Annotated in this window: 17 protein-coding genes; 7 read left to right on the top strand and 10 right to left on the bottom strand. The window is 72.8% G+C overall.

Features of this window, described 5'->3' with window-relative positions; translation table 11 throughout:
- The first annotated feature begins 486 nt into the window (after positions 1-486).
- Positions 487-675 carry a hypothetical protein gene (locus tag OG429_RS29910; protein WP_328928352.1) on the top strand — a complete coding sequence of 63 codons (189 nt, stop codon included), beginning with the start codon at positions 487-489 and terminating at the stop codon, positions 673-675.
- A gap of 63 nt (positions 676-738) precedes the next feature.
- On the opposite strand, the gene OG429_RS29905 is transcribed toward OG429_RS29910, so the two are convergent.
- The 7 genes from OG429_RS29905 to pqqA all read right to left on the bottom strand — a co-directional run bounded on the left by OG429_RS29905 (position 739) and on the right by pqqA (position 5,202).
- Positions 739-921 (bottom strand): DUF397 domain-containing protein, encoded by a 183-nt coding sequence (locus OG429_RS29905; RefSeq protein WP_328928351.1) that lies wholly within the window; start codon positions 919-921, stop codon positions 739-741.
- Entirely contained in the window at positions 918-1,775 is an 858-nt protein-coding gene (locus OG429_RS29900; RefSeq protein ID WP_328928350.1) for a helix-turn-helix domain-containing protein, read from the bottom strand. The genes OG429_RS29905 and OG429_RS29900 overlap by 4 nt, the downstream gene beginning before the upstream one ends.
- 266 nt (positions 1,776-2,041) lie before the next feature.
- Positions 2,042-2,953 carry a pyrroloquinoline quinone biosynthesis protein PqqB gene (gene pqqB, locus OG429_RS29895; RefSeq protein ID WP_328928349.1) on the bottom strand — a complete coding sequence of 304 codons (912 nt, stop codon included), beginning with the start codon at positions 2,951-2,953 and terminating at the stop codon, positions 2,042-2,044.
- Positions 2,950-4,071, bottom strand: coding sequence for a pyrroloquinoline quinone biosynthesis protein PqqE (pqqE, locus tag OG429_RS29890; protein WP_328928348.1), 1,122 nt, complete (start codon positions 4,069-4,071; stop codon positions 2,950-2,952). Before pqqE ends, pqqB begins: the two co-directional genes overlap by 4 nt.
- Positions 4,062-4,316, bottom strand: a complete 255-nt coding sequence (gene pqqD, locus OG429_RS29885; RefSeq protein WP_328928347.1) for a pyrroloquinoline quinone biosynthesis peptide chaperone PqqD — start codon at positions 4,314-4,316, stop codon at positions 4,062-4,064. The genes pqqE and pqqD overlap by 10 nt, the downstream gene beginning before the upstream one ends.
- 26 nt (positions 4,317-4,342) lie before the next feature.
- Positions 4,343-5,038 (bottom strand): pyrroloquinoline-quinone synthase PqqC, encoded by a 696-nt coding sequence (gene pqqC, locus OG429_RS29880; RefSeq protein WP_328928346.1) that lies wholly within the window; start codon positions 5,036-5,038, stop codon positions 4,343-4,345.
- Positions 5,039-5,097: 59 nt separating this feature from the next.
- Entirely contained in the window at positions 5,098-5,202 is a 105-nt protein-coding gene (gene pqqA, locus OG429_RS29875) for a pyrroloquinoline quinone precursor peptide PqqA (RefSeq protein ID WP_328928345.1), read from the bottom strand.
- 243 nt (positions 5,203-5,445) lie between these two features.
- Here pqqA and OG429_RS29870 point away from each other — a divergent pair, with 243 nt between their 5' ends.
- Positions 5,446-6,348: an ion transporter gene (locus OG429_RS29870; RefSeq protein ID WP_328928344.1), complete on the top strand. Its 903-nt coding sequence runs from the start codon at positions 5,446-5,448 to the stop codon at positions 6,346-6,348.
- 18 nt (positions 6,349-6,366) lie between these two features.
- Here the strand turns inward: OG429_RS29870 and OG429_RS29865 are convergent, their stop codons facing one another.
- Positions 6,367-7,419, bottom strand: coding sequence for a phosphatidylinositol-specific phospholipase C domain-containing protein (locus OG429_RS29865; protein ID WP_328928343.1), 1,053 nt, complete (start codon positions 7,417-7,419; stop codon positions 6,367-6,369).
- A 200-nt stretch (positions 7,420-7,619) separates the two neighbouring features.
- On the opposite strand from OG429_RS29865, the gene OG429_RS29860 reads away from it, so the two are divergent.
- Positions 7,620-8,567, top strand: coding sequence for a trypsin-like serine peptidase (locus OG429_RS29860; protein WP_328928342.1), 948 nt, complete (start codon positions 7,620-7,622; stop codon positions 8,565-8,567).
- Positions 8,568-8,583: 16 nt separating this feature from the next.
- Here the strand turns inward: OG429_RS29860 and OG429_RS29855 are convergent, their stop codons facing one another.
- Positions 8,584-9,342 (bottom strand): LppU/SCO3897 family protein, encoded by a 759-nt coding sequence (locus OG429_RS29855; protein WP_328928341.1) that lies wholly within the window; start codon positions 9,340-9,342, stop codon positions 8,584-8,586.
- 180 nt (positions 9,343-9,522) lie between these two features.
- On the opposite strand from OG429_RS29855, the gene OG429_RS29850 reads away from it, so the two are divergent.
- Positions 9,523-10,119 (top strand): TetR/AcrR family transcriptional regulator, encoded by a 597-nt coding sequence (locus OG429_RS29850; RefSeq protein WP_328928340.1) that lies wholly within the window; start codon positions 9,523-9,525, stop codon positions 10,117-10,119.
- Positions 10,120-10,294: 175 nt separating this feature from the next.
- Here the strand turns inward: OG429_RS29850 and OG429_RS29845 are convergent, their stop codons facing one another.
- Positions 10,295-11,227, bottom strand: coding sequence for an oxidoreductase (locus OG429_RS29845; protein ID WP_328928339.1), 933 nt, complete (start codon positions 11,225-11,227; stop codon positions 10,295-10,297).
- Between the two features lie 152 nt (positions 11,228-11,379).
- On the opposite strand from OG429_RS29845, the gene cbiE reads away from it, so the two are divergent.
- Genes cbiE through OG429_RS29830 form a run of 3 tightly spaced genes read left to right on the top strand, consistent with a single transcriptional unit; the run spans position 11,380 to position 14,147 of the window.
- Positions 11,380-12,633: a precorrin-6y C5,15-methyltransferase (decarboxylating) subunit CbiE gene (gene cbiE / locus OG429_RS29840; protein ID WP_328928338.1), complete on the top strand. Its 1,254-nt coding sequence runs from the start codon at positions 11,380-11,382 to the stop codon at positions 12,631-12,633.
- Between the two features lies 1 nt (position 12,634).
- Complete coding sequence (cobM, locus tag OG429_RS29835) at positions 12,635-13,384, top strand: precorrin-4 C(11)-methyltransferase (protein ID WP_328928337.1); 750 nt, start codon at positions 12,635-12,637, stop codon at positions 13,382-13,384.
- Positions 13,374-14,147, top strand: a complete 774-nt coding sequence (locus OG429_RS29830; RefSeq protein ID WP_328928336.1) for a cobalt-precorrin-6A reductase — start codon at positions 13,374-13,376, stop codon at positions 14,145-14,147. The genes cobM and OG429_RS29830 overlap by 11 nt, the downstream gene beginning before the upstream one ends.
- The last annotated feature ends 66 nt before the right edge of the window (positions 14,148-14,213 follow it).

Below are 14,213 nucleotides of genomic sequence, written 5' to 3'. Positions count from 1 at the left end.
CGCAGTGACCGAGCAGGTCCGGCAGGACGGTGTCTTGGCAGTTTGGGGCCTCCGCTGTGGGCAAAGGCAACCATCCTGCTGCACCGGCTCGGCTGATCCCCGCACGTGCCCGCGCATCGAGCAGTAGCACGTGGCGAGTCCGCGGATGCCGCGGCGGCGCCCTGGAACAGTGGTCACGGGTGAGGGGACAGCCCAGTTCCCGGGCACTGGACAGTCTTCGAGAATGAGGTGGGCAGGACGTGCGCCCCGTGAAGGGCCGCACTTGGTCCCGTCGCGGCCAGACCAGGCACGGGAGGTGACCGGGAGGGGCTCGGTCCGGGTGCTGATGGCCGACATGGTCTACGTCGGACCCGGCCGCCGGACGCGGTTGATCTACCGGACCCAGCCCTACCGTGGCCGAACGGGCGAGAAGAAGGCTTCAGAGCCCGAGAGTTCGCCGACCTGCTCGCCGCTGCCCACCAACGACTCGGCGCCCCGCGGATCGTGGTGTGGGGAAAACGCCTCCACGGACACGCCCACATCGGCGTCACCGCCACCGTGTACGCCCACGTCCGGCTCCGCCTCCAGCGCGACGCCATCGACCTCCTCGGCAACGCCCTTCTCGCCCCCGCCGAGCCAGCCACCCGGCCCGACGACGGCGGCGAACCGCCACTTTGCGCACGACCCGTCAGCTGACGTTGCCGTCAACTACTGCCGTCAAGACTCACGCTGTGGCACGGGTCATTGTGTAACACGGGGTCAGGCCTGCGAGACGAATCCCGTCCAGGCGCGGGGGGTGAAGGCGAGGTGGGGGAGGCGGGTGTCCTTGGAGTCGCGGACGTGGACGGTGGCGGGGGTGGTGGCCACCTCGACGCAGTCATTGATGTCGCCGCTGTCGCTGTAGCTGCTCTTGAACCACTCCAGCTCGGACTCGTGTGTCATGTCTCTCCCAGCACTTGCTCGATGAATGCGACGGACTCCCGTGGCGTGAGAGCCTGGGACCGGATCATGGCATGGCATTGCTCAAGGATCCTGACCTGCCTCGGGTCGGAGACGGGGCGGCCGTTGAACGCCCCATCGGAGCGCCCTACCGCCGATCCGTCCGCGAACTTCAGCACTTGGATCAACCCACCCATTCCGGCGTGCTCTTCGAGGTCGGTGGGCATGACCTGGATCGTTACGTGCCGCAGCTCGGCAACCTCCAGCAGGCGTTCGAGTTGCCCACGCATCACCATTGTCCCCCCGATGCGGCGCCGCAGGGTCACCTCTTCCTGGACGAAGCACAGAGCGGGCGCGGGACTGCGGTCGAAGATCGATCGGCGTGCCATCCGGGCGGCCAAGCCGCGTTCCACCTCCTCGGTGGTCTGCGGAGGCTGCCACATCTCGAACAGGGCCCGCGCGTAGCCTTCCGTCTGCAACAGGCCGTGGACGTTGTGGTTGCCGTACGCCGACAGTTCGACCGCCCGGCCTTCCATCTGCACCAGGTCCCGGACCTTCTTCGGGTATCGGACCTGCTCCATGTCCGCCTTCATCGCGACGATCTTCCCGCCCGCCCGCAGTACCTCGTCCGCCTTGGCCAGGTACTCGGGGCGGGGGATCCGCTTGCCCGCCTCGACCTTGCGGACCAGGTCCTCCCCGTACCCGACCGCCGTTCCGAAGTCGGCGGCCCGCATGCCCGCCTGCTCCCGCCATGCCCTGAGCTGGCGGCCCAGCGCGGCCAGTACCGCCACTCCCTGTTCGTCCTCAGGGTCGACGTCCCAGCCGGCGTCTTCCGTACCGTCACTGTCCACGCTCATGCGCACCCACCTCCGACGAGCCGATGTCCTCAGCGCTCAGTGCCCATACGTCATCCGGGACAGCCGGGACAGGGCAGGACAACGACCGGACAGAGGCCAGACCTACGGGCGCTGCCGCTTCTCACGGTACGCAGACCCCACCACGCTGAGTCACGTGAACGCTCAAATCTGTGACTCGGCACGCCGATGCGGCGAGCGACGGCGAAGGGTCCGGCCGCCTGGTGGCGGCCGGACCCTTCGTCGTACGGCCCCGGAGCTCGACGGCGTCAGAGATCGACGCGCGTCCCGTCCGGTGGGATCTCCGCTCCCGCCGCGCGCACCTCGCGGTGGGCCTCGGAGCGCGGATCCGCCATCGGGTTGGTGTTGTTGAGATGGGTGTACGCCCATCGGGTGCCCGGCCGCCCGGCGCGCAGCCGCCGGATGTGCGCCAGGCTCCCGTCCTCCCCGGTCACCGGCAGGTGTCCCATCGCGGCCTGCGCTCCGGTCGCCCCGGCCGAGCCGGTGGCCCCGCCGAACTCCCGCGTCGAGTGGAACGTACCGTCGAGCAGGACGTAACCGGCGCCGGCGGTGAACTCGTCGAAGCCGTCGGGCCACGTGGCCAGGCACGGCGCGTACACGAGGGCCCCGCCCGTGGCCGGGTCCTCGAAGCGGTACGCGACCACCCACGGCCCGTCCCCGGGCCCGTCCGCGGACAGCGAGCGCGCGTACTTGGGACGTTTGGCGCCGACCGCGAAGGCACTGACCCGCAGCCCGCCGACGTCCTGCTCCTTGTCGACGGACGTCTCGGACCACTCCCAGCCGCTGTAGCCGCCGAGGATCCCCCGCACCGGGAAGGCCTCGTCCAGCGCCCCGAGGACCGCCCGCGGCGCCCACACCCGCAGCCCGGCCCCCTCGCGGAGCATCATCAGGCCCAGCGTGTGGTCGATCTCGGCGTCCGTGAGCAGCACCCCCCGTACCGGCGTGTCGCGCGGCCCGGGGCCCGCGGCGAGCTCGGAGGTGGCGAGGATCTGCGCGCGGATGTCGGGCGAGGCGTTGACCAGGTACCACGACACGCCGTCGGCGCTGACCGCGAGCCCGTCCTGGCCCCGCGCGGGCGCACCCGACGTACAGACCGGGCAGGCGCAGTTCCACTGCGGGCAGCCGCCCCCGGCGGCGGTTCCGAGCAGGACGGCCCTCATCGGCGTCCCGCCACCGGTCCGCGCATCACGAGCTCGGGAGGGTTCGGCGAGATGCCCGCCAGCAGCAGGTCCACGGTGCCTCTCCGGTCCGAGCGCGAGCAGACCGGGTCGGTGGCCGCGGCGTCCCCGGCGAGCAGGAAGGCCTGGCAGCGGCAGCCCCCGTGGTCGACGGAGCGCCGGTCGCAGCCACGGCAGAGGTCGGGCATCCACTCCTCGCCGCGGTAGGCGTTGAAGGAGCCGGAGTCGTACCAGATCTCGGACAGCGGCTTCTCGGTGACGTTGTCGAGTTCCAGGGTGGTGATCGCGCCGGCCGCGGGGCAGGGCAGCACGCTGCCGTCGGGGGCGACCGTGAGCTGGATCGCGCCCCACCCGTGCATGCAGGGCTTGGGGTAGGGCTCGTAGTAGTCGGCGAGCACGTACACGATCTCCATCGTGCCCTTCAGCCGCTCCATGGCCGCGCGCACGACCGGCTCGGCCGCGGCCAGCTGCTCGCGGGTGGGCATCAGGGCCTCCCGGTTGCGCAGCGCCCAGCCGTAGTACTGGGTGTTGGCGAGCTCCAGCCGGTCCGCGCCCATGCTTGTCGCCAGGTCGATGAAGCCCGCCACCTGGTCGTGGTTGGCGCGGTGCAGTACGGCGTTGACGGTGAGCGGAAGTCCGTGCTTGCGGACCAGCGCGGCGGCGGCGATCTTGTGGTGGTGGGCCTTGGCCCCCGCGAGCCGGTCGCCGCGCGCGGCGTCGGCGCCCTGCACCGACAGCTGTACGTTGTCCAGCCCGCGCTCGACCAGGTCCGCGAGCCGCGCCTCGGTGAGGCCGAGGCCGCTGGTGACGAGGTTGACGTAGCAGCCGAGGCCGCTGACGTGCGAGACGATCTCGGGCAGGTCGGGGCGGGCCAGCGGCTCGCCACCGGACAGGTGCACCTGCAGGACGCCGATATCGCGCGCCTGGGTGAACACCTCCAGCCACTGGCCGGTGGTCAGCTCGCGTTCGCGTTCGATGAGTTCCAGCGGGTTGGAGCAGTACGCGCAGTGCAGCGGGCAGCGGTGGGTGAGCTCCGCGAGCAGCCCGAGCGGCGGGGCCGCGCCCGTGCTGCCCGCGGGGGGAGCGGTGGTCAGGTCCATCGCACGACGCCCTTCTCGGCGAGCCGCTCCAGGACGGTGCCGACCTCCGTCTCGCGGACGCCGGCGTACCGGGCGCCCAGCGCCGCGGTGATCTGCGGCACGGTCGTCGCGCCGTCGCAGAGTTCGAGTACCGAGACGGCCGTCCCGTTGGGCACGAGCACCCCTTCCGGGTGGAGCACGACATGGGTCTGCCGCGTGTTGTCGTAGATGAGCCGCACTCCGCGGCCGAGCACAGGCCGGTCCACGGCCACTCCTTCTGCAGGTCCGGTGGCTACTGGTCGGTGGCTGCGGCGCGTTCGACGGCGTCCAGCATCTGCCACAGCACGTCGCACTTGAACGCGAGCGCGGCGACGGCCGCGTCCTGCTGCTCGCGTGTCGTGCAGTGCCGGACGACGATGTCCAAGGTGCCCTTGCCCTCGCCGGACACGGCCTCGATGCGGTCCGTGAAGTAGGCCAGGTCGTCCGGGCGGATCCAGTCGTAGTGCGCGAGCATGTCCGCGACCCTGCGGGTCATCAGGTGCCCGGCGAACATCTCGGTGAGCCCGGAGGCGATGGCCTCGGCCCACGGCCGGGTCCGGGCGAAGTTCACGTACGCGTCGACCGCGAAGCGCACCCCGGGGACCACGTGCCGCTCGTCCAGGACCTCCTCGCGGGTCAGGCCCACGGCCTCGCACAGTCGCAGCCAGCGCGCGATGCCGCCCTCGTCGTCCGGAGTCCCGTCGTGGTAGGCCAGCCGGTCCACCCAGACTCGCCGGATCTCGGGGAGCGGGCAGTTGCTGATGATCGCCGCGTCCTTCTGCGGCAGCATCCGCTGGTAGTACCAGCGGTTGGCGGCCCACAGCCGCATGGCCCGCCGGTCGAGCTCGCCGCCGTGCAGCCGCCGGTGGAAGGGGTGGCCGCCCCAGTAGGAGGAGGACAGCGCGCGCAGCGCGCCGATGAACTCGGTCTCGTCCAGAATTGCCGTCATGGTGTTCTCCCGCCACGGCGGGAGCCGGTCGCCCGGACTCCCGCCCGCCGACAGTCGGTTCACTTCTCCAGACGCGCGGCGTACGCGGTGACCTCGAAGGCCGTCTCGTACGCGACGAAGTCCGGGGTGGTCCACGCCTCGGGGGTCTGCTTGACCTCGGCCATGGGGGTGCTCCTTCGCTCGGTGCCCATCGGTTTCCGCCAGGAACCTATGGCCTGGCCCGAGCGCCGCAGATCCCCTAGCCGCCCCTAACCCCGGACACTCCCCCCTGCGGCCCCGCCCTCCCGGCGGCCGGAGGCGCGGTCGTGCGCGCCGGGGTGAAACCCGAACGGATGTGGGGCGTTAGAAGGGCGGACCGCCATGCCCCGCCGGGTGTGGCCTGCGGCGATACGAGTACGAGGAGCAAGATGAGAGTCTCGATGCCGGCCCGGCGCGGCCGCGTGAAGCTGGCGGCCAGATGCCGGCTGGCCACGGAGGCCCCCGCCTTCGGGCTGGCCGTCTTCTGCGTGATCCTGCTCAACGCGGCGTTGATGGGGGTGGAGACCTACAGCGGGCTGGCCGCGGAATACCGGCAGGTGCTCGGGGCCGCGGAGGACGGCTGCCTCGTCCTGTTCACGCTGGAGATGCTGCTGCGCGTGGGCGCGCACGCGGACAAGCCGAAAGCATTCTTCCGCGACCCGTGGAACCTCTTCGACCTCGCGATCGTGGCCTCCGCCTTCGTCCCCGTGATCCGCGAGAACACCACCCTCCTGCGGATGCTGCGGCTGGCCCGCGTCCTGCGCACCGCGCGGTTCCTGCCGCACCTGCGCATCCTGCTGATCGCCGTCGGCCGCAGCCTGCCGGGCACCGCCAGCTTCCTGTTCGTCGGCGCGCTCGTGCTGTACGTGTACGCCATGGTCGGCTGGGTCTGCTTCGCCGACTCCGACCCCCAGCACTACGGCTCGGTGGGGCGCGCCGCCCTCACGCTGTTCCTGCTGACCACGCTCGACGGCCTCACCGACGCCGTCCGCGCGGGGCTGCAGATCTCCCGCCTCAGCATCATCTACTACGCCTCCTACGCCCTGCTGGCCTCCTTCGTGCTGGTGAACGTGCTCATCGGCGTCGTCCTCAACTCGCTCGACGAGGCACGTGAGATGGAGGCGGAAGCCGGCCGGGTCCCGGCGCCGGCCCCGGACCCCGACGCGGGCGGGCCGGACGTCAAGGAGCGGATCGCCACCGCCCGCCGCGCGCTGGACGAGATCGAGGCGAGCCTCGCCTCCGCGCACACCGGGCCGGCCCGGCGGCTGGAGGCCTCCCGCACCGGTTCCTGAGAGGCTCGCGGACGCGGCTCAGCCCCGGGGCACGACCGTCCCCAGGACCTGGGGCAGCGGGTACCAGTCGGCGGAGACGACGGACGCGTGGTGTCCGGCGAGGAGCGCGAGCCGGTCGCGTGCCTGCGCCTCGGTCGGGCGGGTGGAGTCGATGGCCGGGGCGACGTTGTGGGCGTCGGTGGCGATCAGCAGGTAGTGGTTGCGGTCGTACCAGCCTGTGTCGATGGAGCCCGACGCGTACGCGCTCGCGTCCCCGTCGAACACCACGAACCAGGGGCGCAGCGAGGCGTCGGCGTAGCGGACCCGGGGGTCGCCCGCCTCGGCCCGGTGCACCGCCGGGAACGCGGCGGCCTGGCCGAGCCGGCCCTGGGCCGCGAGGGAGCGCAGGTGGGTGGCGTACTCGCGGTCGGTCCACAGGGTGTCGGAGCTGTTGCCCTCCTCCAAGGTGCCGGGGATCAGCTCCACGATGAACTTCCCGGCGAGCGCGGCGCGGCTGGGCCAGGCCCCGGCGCGCGCGGCGGTGTCGAGGTCGGGGTGACCGGCGGCCAGCTGGCCGGGACGGTAGACGGCGTCGCCGAGCTTGCCGGTCAGCAGCGCGTCGAGCTCGGCCGGACCGCGCCCGAGGTTGGCGGCGAAGCCGTCCTTGAGTTCCAGCTTGAGGACGACCGGCCGGTGGCCGGGGTGGGCGTCGTGCCAGCTGCGGATGTCGGAGAGGCAGCCCGCCAGGTTCTGGTTGCGGGACTTGGTGCGCAGCTGGGCGGGCGAGGTGGCGTTCTCGCAGTTGCTGTCGTTGCCGAAAGGATTGTCGTGGGAGACCCGCCACGAACTGCCGAAGAAATTGGTCCACACGTCGAGTTCGAGCATGGCGGCGCCCGAGTCCAGCGCGTCGGCGAAGTACGGGTACTTGGCCTTCTCGTAGGCGTTGTGCACGCCGACTCCGGTCGATCCCGCGTACGGGAGGTCGTCGAAGGCGCCGGTACCGGCCGCGCCGGCCGGGGCCGCGCCCAGTACGAGGGCCACGGCCGCCACTGCGGCGGTCACCGCGCCCGCCATCCGGTTGCGCAATCTCATGCTTTCGGCTCCTGTCGGTCCGGTGCGGCTCAAGTCGCGTGGAGGCTAGGCGAGTTGTATGACACGCGGAAGACCGGGGAGTGACGTGCGGGCGGCCGGGAACCGCTGTGAGCACCGACACGTCCGGATTTCGGAACCCATCCCGCCCGTCTCCCCATCGAACGGAGCGTCGGACGCGTATGCGGGGCGGGGAGTGCCACATGTTCAGCAAGGTTCACGGGCGGGCCGTACGGGCCAGCGTGCTCGTCGGCGCCCTCGGCGCGCTGGCCTTCGTGGGCGCCGGGTACCTGTGGGAGCTGCGCGGCGTCGCCGCCCACCGTGCGGACGGGGATACCGCGCAGGGCGTCTACCAGCAGGATCCCGAGCGGGCCGACCGGACGGCGGCCGCCGTGCTGGACGGGATGGTCCACGAGGTCGCGGACCCGCCGACGGACGGCAAGGCCTTCGCCGACAGCGGCCCCAGGGCGCACTGGAGGTCCACCGGGTGGAAGCCTTCGGACCCCTTGGAGGCCCGGCCGGCGCCCGCCGAGCCCGCCGTCGGAGCGCTGTTCTCCCCCGGCGACGACGGCGACCCCGACCACCACTGCTCGGCCGTGGTGGTCCACTCCCCCGGCGGCGACCTCATCGCCACCGCCGCCCACTGCGTGTACACGGGCGGCTTCCGCACCAACCTCGCCTTCGTCCCCGGCTACTCGGACGGCGCGGCTCCGTACGGGGTCTGGGTTCCCACCCGGATCGACGTGGACCCCCGCTGGACCGAGGACCAGGACCCCGACCACGACGTCGCCTTCGTCCGGCTGCGCCGGCCCGGCTACCCCGGCCAGCGACTGGAGGACTTCACCAGGGCCGAGGAACTGGGCCTGCGGCCCGAACTGCCCGCGCCCGCACGGGTCGTGGGCTACCCGAACACCTCCGAGCAGCCGGTGGACTGCCGCAACACCGCCCGGGCCGCCGGGCCGACGCAGCTGCGCCTCGACTGCGCGGACGTGCCCAACGGCACGAGCGGCGGCCCGGTGCTGACCGACGGGCACACGCTGATCGGGGTGATCGGCGGCCTGGACGGCGGGGGCGACGACGAGACCTCGTACAGCAGCTACTTCGGCGACGGGGTCCGGGCCCTGTACGAACGCGCCACGAAGTCCTCGTAACGCCGGGAGCCGGGCCCTAGCGGGCGTACGAGCCGATGCCGACCAGGCAGTACACGTACTCGCTGATGACCCTGCCGTTGACGGTGTAGCGGTGGGAGAAGGCGTACTGGGTCCTGGGGTTGCCGTTGCAGCGGTCCAGTTCCGACGTGAAGGGGATGGACTCGATCACCCGGTAGTGCGCGTCGGACGCCGAGCAGGAGACCTCGTCGATGTCGTCGACCCGCTGGGCCGTCGTCGAGTCCGGCAGGCTCCCGTTGAGGCAGGTGCCGCGGTCGTACGGGGTGGGCTCCGGGCTGGGTAATTCCAGGCTGGGTACCGGGACTGCCGCTCGGCTGGACGGGGCGACGGGCTCGGCGCTCCAGGGACTCGGCGACGCGGTGGGCGCCCGGCTCGCAGGCTCGGTGGGCGCCCCCGAGGCGGAGACCCTGCTCGCGCCGTCGTCCCCGCCGCTCAGCACGGCGGCGATGCCGATGGCCAGCACCACCAGGACCGCGAGCGCCACCAGGCAGCCGCGGCCGCCCGCCGCGGGGGCCGCTCCGGGCCGGGGCGCACCCGCGGCCCCGGTGCCCGCTCCGGCTCCGGCTCCGGCTCCGGCTCCGGCCACCCGGATGCGCAGCAGCACCTCGGCGTCGCCGACGCGGGCCCGGACGAGGTCCCCGTCCCGGGTGTGCGGGATGCGGACACGCGTCGGGCCCGCCGGCAACTGGACGGTGAGGATCACACCGTGGGCAGCCTGCTGCGGGGTGAGCTGGATGGGGATCTCCTGCGACGACACCGGCTGCTCCAGGGGATGAGGGGGGCGGGTGCACACGGGTCCGGCTGACTGCCCAGTGTGGCGCGCCGGCCGATTTCATGGAGGGTCTTTCTAGAAAGATCTTCTAGTTCCAGGTCTTGCTAGGCTCTCTGCGCGCCACAGGTCACAGAAACACCGCGACGGACACCGACGGGATCCCACATGTCTCCTAAGCAACAACGCGGCGAGGCCACCGTCGACTTGATCCTGACCGCCGCACTGCGGGTGTTCGCCGAGTCCGGCCAGCAGGGGTTCACGGTGAACGCGGTCGTCGCGGCCGGCGGTGTGAGCCTCGGCAGCCTCTACCACCACTTCGGCAGCTTCGACGGCCTGGCCGCCGCCCTCTACATCCGCTGCATGGACCAGCTGTGCGACGAGATGGTGGCCGCACTGACCCGGTGCCGGACCGCGCGCACCGGTGTCCAGGCGTGGGTGGCGTCCTACCTGCGCTTCACCGAGGAACACCGGGACGTCGCACTGTTCCTGCACGCCTCGGCCTACTCGGGCTACCTCGTGGCCCACGCCGAGGAGATCGGCGCGGCCAAGACGGAGAAGTTCGCGGCCATCATGCAGTGGATGGGGGCGCGCATGGAGCGCGGCGAGGTCGCCCCCCTCCCGGCAGCCGTGATCGAGGTCATGGTCATGGGGCCGCTCACCGAAGTCGCGCGCCGCTGGTTGTCCAGCACCTACGAGATCGACCTGGCGGAGGCCGCGCGCTACCTCCCGGACCTCATCTGGCGCTCCCTGCGCCCCGATTAGACTGGGTGGTTGTCCGGAGTGTCGTCCATGCCACCGATTGTCCGGCCGCCGGGGCGCCGCGGTCAGGTCCCGTCCGGGGCGCCCTGAGGCGTCCGGGGGCGGACGGGGGCGCTCAGGAGCGGCTCCGCGCCCCCGGCGGGATCAGCGCGCCCGGCGGATGGGCACGCCCGGCCGATCAGCGCGGCAGGGACGCGTACGAGACTCCCGTGAGCTTCTCGGAGGCGGCCCAGAGCCGTTCGCCCGACGTGTCGTCGAAGGTCCGCTTCGCCCTCCAGGACCGTACGGGCGCCCCGCGCCAGCCGAACCGCGGCCCGATGAAGTCGTCGGGCCCGACCCCGGGCGCGGTGGCCGCGTAGAGCGTGGGCAGCGCACCCGAGGACGCGGGCTGCGCGACGAACGCGTTGCCGAACGCCGCCACGCGCGAGTTGAAGGTGGGGCCCTCCAGCTTCGAGGCTCCGGCGTGGAGGTTGGATGAGGCGTAGCCGGGGTGCGCGGCGGCGGCGACGAGGGTGGAGCCGGCGGCGGCGAAGCGCCGGGACAGCTCGTGCGTGAAGAGCAGATTGGCGGTCTTGGAGCGGCCGTAGGCGATCCAGCGCCGGTAGCCGTGCTCGCCGTCCAGGTCGTCGAGGTCGACGTCGGCCAGGGCGTGGAATCCGCTGGAGACGTTGACGATCCGGGCGCCCGGCGCGGCGGCCCGCAGCCTCGGCAACAGCAGCCCGGTGAGCGCGAAGTGCCCGAGGTGGTTGACCCCGAACTGGGTCTCGAACCCGTCGGCGGTCCGCCCGTACGGCAACGCCATCACGCCCGCGTTGTTGACCAGCAGGTCCAACGACTCCCGCCGCTGCCCGTAGTCCTTGGCGAACTCCCGTACGGAAGCCAGGTCGGCGAGGTCGAGCGGGGCGAACTCCACTTCGGCTCCCGGCACTTCGGAACGTATTCTGACCTCGGCGGCGCGCCCGCGCGCGGCGCTGCGGCAAGCCAGGACGACCGAGGCACCGCTCCGGGCGAGCTCGCGGGCGGTGATGTAGCCGATCCCGCTGTTGGCCCCCGTGACGACCGCGGTCCGGCCGCTCTGGTCGGGGATGTTCGTGGCGTTCCAGCCGGGCATGGCGGGCTCCCTCGCGATCGATGGGCTACCGACAGTAGACCGGCCGGGGCCGGGCGCCGGAGCGGGGGTGGTACGGACAGGCGTACGCGCAGGCCAGTAGGCTGCGGTCCGCCCGCCTTCCGCTCTCCTTCCCGTTCCGAGGTAACCGCGCAGTGAGCTCCGCACCGCCCCCCGCCCCCGTCACGGTCGTCGGCCTCGGCGCCGACGGCTGGGCCGGGATCAGCGCCGCCGCGCGCTCGGCGCTGTCCTGCGCCGAGGTGCTGATCGGCGGCCCGCGCCAGCTGGACCTGCTGCCGGCCGACCTGTGCCCCGGGCAGCGGGTGGCCTGGCCGAGCCCGCTGCGGCCGGCCGTGCCGAAGCTGATGGCCGAGCACGCGGGCCGCCGGATCGCGGTGCTGGCCAGCGGCGACCCCATGTTCTACGGGATCGGCCGGGCCCTCGCGCAGGAGCTGGGGCCCCGCGCCCTGCGGGTGTACCCGCACCCCTCCTCGGTCTCCTACGCCTGCGCCCGCCTGGGCTGGCCGGTCGAGGACACCGAGGTGGTCACGGTCGTCGGCCGCCCGGTGGCCCGGCTCGCGGCCGCGCTGTACGAGGGGCGGCGCGTGCTGGTGCTCAGCGCCGGAGCGGCGTCCCCGGGCGAGATCGCCGCCCTGCTCCGGGAGCGGGGCTTCGGCCCGAGCCGGATCCGGGTGCTGGAGCAGCTCGGCTCCGAGCGCGAGGAAGCGTACGAGGGCCTCGCCGACGGCTGGGACCACCCGCCGGGCGACCCCCTGAACGTGGTGGCCGTGGACTGCCGCCGTGACCCCTCTCACCCGGCGCCCCGGATCGGCGCGACGCCGGGCCTGCCGGACGCCGCGTACGAGCACGACGGACAGCTCACCAAGCGCCGGGTCCGGGCCGCGACCCTGTGCGCGCTGGCCCCGGCCCCCGGCGAGCTGCTGTGGGACATCGGCGGCGGCTCCGGCTCCATCGGCATCGAGTGGATGCGCACGCACCCCTCCTGCCGGGCGGTGGCCGTGGAGCGCGTCCCTGAACGGGCGGCGCGGATCACCCGTAACGCGGCGGCGCTCGGCGTGCCCGGCCTGCACGTCGTCGTCGGCGCCGCGCCGGACGCCCTCGCGGGCCTCCCCGCCCCCGACGCGGTGTTCATCGGCGGCGGGCTGACCGCGCCGGGGCTGCTCGACGCGGCCTGGGCAGCGCTCGCCCCCGGCGGCCGGCTGGTGGTCAACACGGTCACCCTGGAGTCGGAGGCGGTCCTCACCGACCGCTACCGGCGCCACGGCGGCGAACTGGTGAAGCTGTCGGTCGCGCACGCGGTGCCGGTCGGCGGTTTCACGGGCTGGCGCCAGGCCATGCCGGTCACCCAGTGGTCGGTGACGAAGTCGACGAACGAGAAGGATCTCTGACATGACCGTGTACTTCATCGGTGCGGGCCCCGGCGCCGCCGACCTGATCACGGTGCGCGGTGCCCGGACGCTGGCCGCCGCCCCGGTCTGCCTGTACGCGGGCAGCCTCGTCCCCCGCGAACTGCTCGCGGAATGCCCGGCGGACGCCCGGCTGGTGGACACCTCGCAGCTGAACCTGGACGAGATCGTCGCCGAGTGCGTACGGGCGCACGCGGCGGGCCAGGACGTGGCGCGGCTGCACTCCGGTGACCCGTCCATCTTCAGCGCCGTCGCGGAGCAGATGCGGCGGCTCGACGCGGCCGGCATCCCGTACGAAGTGGTCCCGGGCGTACCGGCCTTCGCCGCGGCGGCCGCGGCGCTGAAGCGGGAGCTGACCGTGCCCACCGTCGGCCAGACGGTGATCCTGACCCGGATCGCCCAGCAGGCCACCCCGATGCCGCCGGGCGAGGACCTGGCCACCTTGGGGCGCAGCGGCGCGCTGCTGGTGCTGCACCTGGCCACCCGCTACGTGGACCGGGTCGTCGACGAACTGCTGCCGCACTACGGGGCCCAGTGCCCGGTGGCGGTGGTGGCGATGGCCAGCCGCCCCGACGAGCTGATCCTGCGCGGCACCTTGGCCGACATCGCGGCCCAGGTGAAGGAGCACGGGCTGGTCCGCACCGCGGTCATCGTGGTGGGCCGTACGCTGGGCGCGGAGCAGTTCCGCGACAGCCACCTCTACTCCCCCGAACGCGACCGGCATGTCTGCTGAACCGGGGCCCCTCCCCGCCCACCACGTCCTGATCCTCGGCGGCACGACCGAGGCCCGCCGCCTCGCGGAGGCACTGGCATCCGACCCCTCGTGCCGGGTGACCACCTCGCTCGCGGGGCGGGTCGCCTCGCCCGTGCTCCCGCCGGGCGAGACCCTGATCGGCGGCTTCGGCGGAATCGCGGGCCTCGCCGCCTGGATCGTCGCCCACGACGTCACCCGCGTCATCGACGCCACCCATCCCTTCGCGGAGCGGATGAGTTTCCACGCGGCCGAGGCTCAGGCGCTCACGGGGGTACCCCTGCTGGCACTGCGGCGCCCCGGCTGGACTGCGCGGCCGGGCGACGACTGGACCTTCGTGGACTCCCTGGAAGAGGCAGCCGACCGGCTGCCCGGTCTCGGCTCCCGCGCGTTCCTGACCACCGGCCGGATGGGCCTGCACACCTTCGCACACCTCACCGACACCTGGTTCCTGGTGCGTTCGGTGGACCCCCCGGCGGCGCCGGTGCCGCCACGCCTGGAAGTCCTGCTCGCCCGGGGCCCGTTCACCCTGGACGACGAGCGGGAGCTGATCGCCCGGCACCGGATCGACGTACTGGTGACGAAGGACAGCGGCGGCTCGGCCACCGCCCCCAAACTCACCGCGGCCCGCGAGGCCGGCATCCCGGTCCTCGTGGTGCGCCGCCCAGCGGTACCGCAGGACGTACCGGAGGCGGACTCGGTGGCCGCGGCCCTGAACTGGCTGGGCAGCGCGCAGAGTTGGTAGGACGCACAAGGCCCGGCATCCGGGGCGGCGGATCGCCCGCCCCCGGATGCCGGGCCCTCTCGTTCA

The sequence above is a fragment of the Streptomyces sp. NBC_00190 genome (assembly GCF_036203305.1).
Classification (GTDB): domain Bacteria; phylum Actinomycetota; class Actinomycetes; order Streptomycetales; family Streptomycetaceae; genus Streptomyces.
The sequence above is the reverse complement of the archived record's forward strand: the minus strand, read 5'-3'. Positions and strand labels throughout refer to the sequence as shown.

Coding starts and splice junctions, on each gene's coding strand:
- OG429_RS29905 (WP_328928351.1), bottom strand. CDS start 921: ATGACACACGAGTCCGAGCTGGAGTGGTTCAAGAGCAGCTACAGCGAC.
- OG429_RS29900 (WP_328928350.1), bottom strand. CDS start 1,775: ATGAGCGTGGACAGTGACGGTACGGAAGACGCCGGCTGGGACGTCGAC.
- pqqB (WP_328928349.1), bottom strand. CDS start 2,953: ATGAGGGCCGTCCTGCTCGGAACCGCCGCCGGGGGCGGCTGCCCGCAG.
- pqqE (WP_328928348.1), bottom strand. CDS start 4,071: ATGGACCTGACCACCGCTCCCCCCGCGGGCAGCACGGGCGCGGCCCCG.
- pqqC (WP_328928346.1), bottom strand. CDS start 5,038: ATGACGGCAATTCTGGACGAGACCGAGTTCATCGGCGCGCTGCGCGCG.
- pqqA (WP_328928345.1), bottom strand. CDS start 5,202: ATGGCCGAGGTCAAGCAGACCCCCGAGGCGTGGACCACCCCGGACTTC.
- OG429_RS29870 (WP_328928344.1), top strand. CDS start 5,446: ATGAGAGTCTCGATGCCGGCCCGGCGCGGCCGCGTGAAGCTGGCGGCC.
- OG429_RS29865 (WP_328928343.1), bottom strand. CDS start 7,419: ATGAGATTGCGCAACCGGATGGCGGGCGCGGTGACCGCCGCAGTGGCG.
- OG429_RS29860 (WP_328928342.1), top strand. CDS start 7,620: ATGTTCAGCAAGGTTCACGGGCGGGCCGTACGGGCCAGCGTGCTCGTC.
- OG429_RS29850 (WP_328928340.1), top strand. CDS start 9,523: ATGTCTCCTAAGCAACAACGCGGCGAGGCCACCGTCGACTTGATCCTG.
- OG429_RS29845 (WP_328928339.1), bottom strand. CDS start 11,227: ATGCCCGGCTGGAACGCCACGAACATCCCCGACCAGAGCGGCCGGACC.
- cobM (WP_328928337.1), top strand. CDS start 12,635: ATGACCGTGTACTTCATCGGTGCGGGCCCCGGCGCCGCCGACCTGATC.
- OG429_RS29830 (WP_328928336.1), top strand. CDS start 13,374: ATGTCTGCTGAACCGGGGCCCCTCCCCGCCCACCACGTCCTGATCCTC.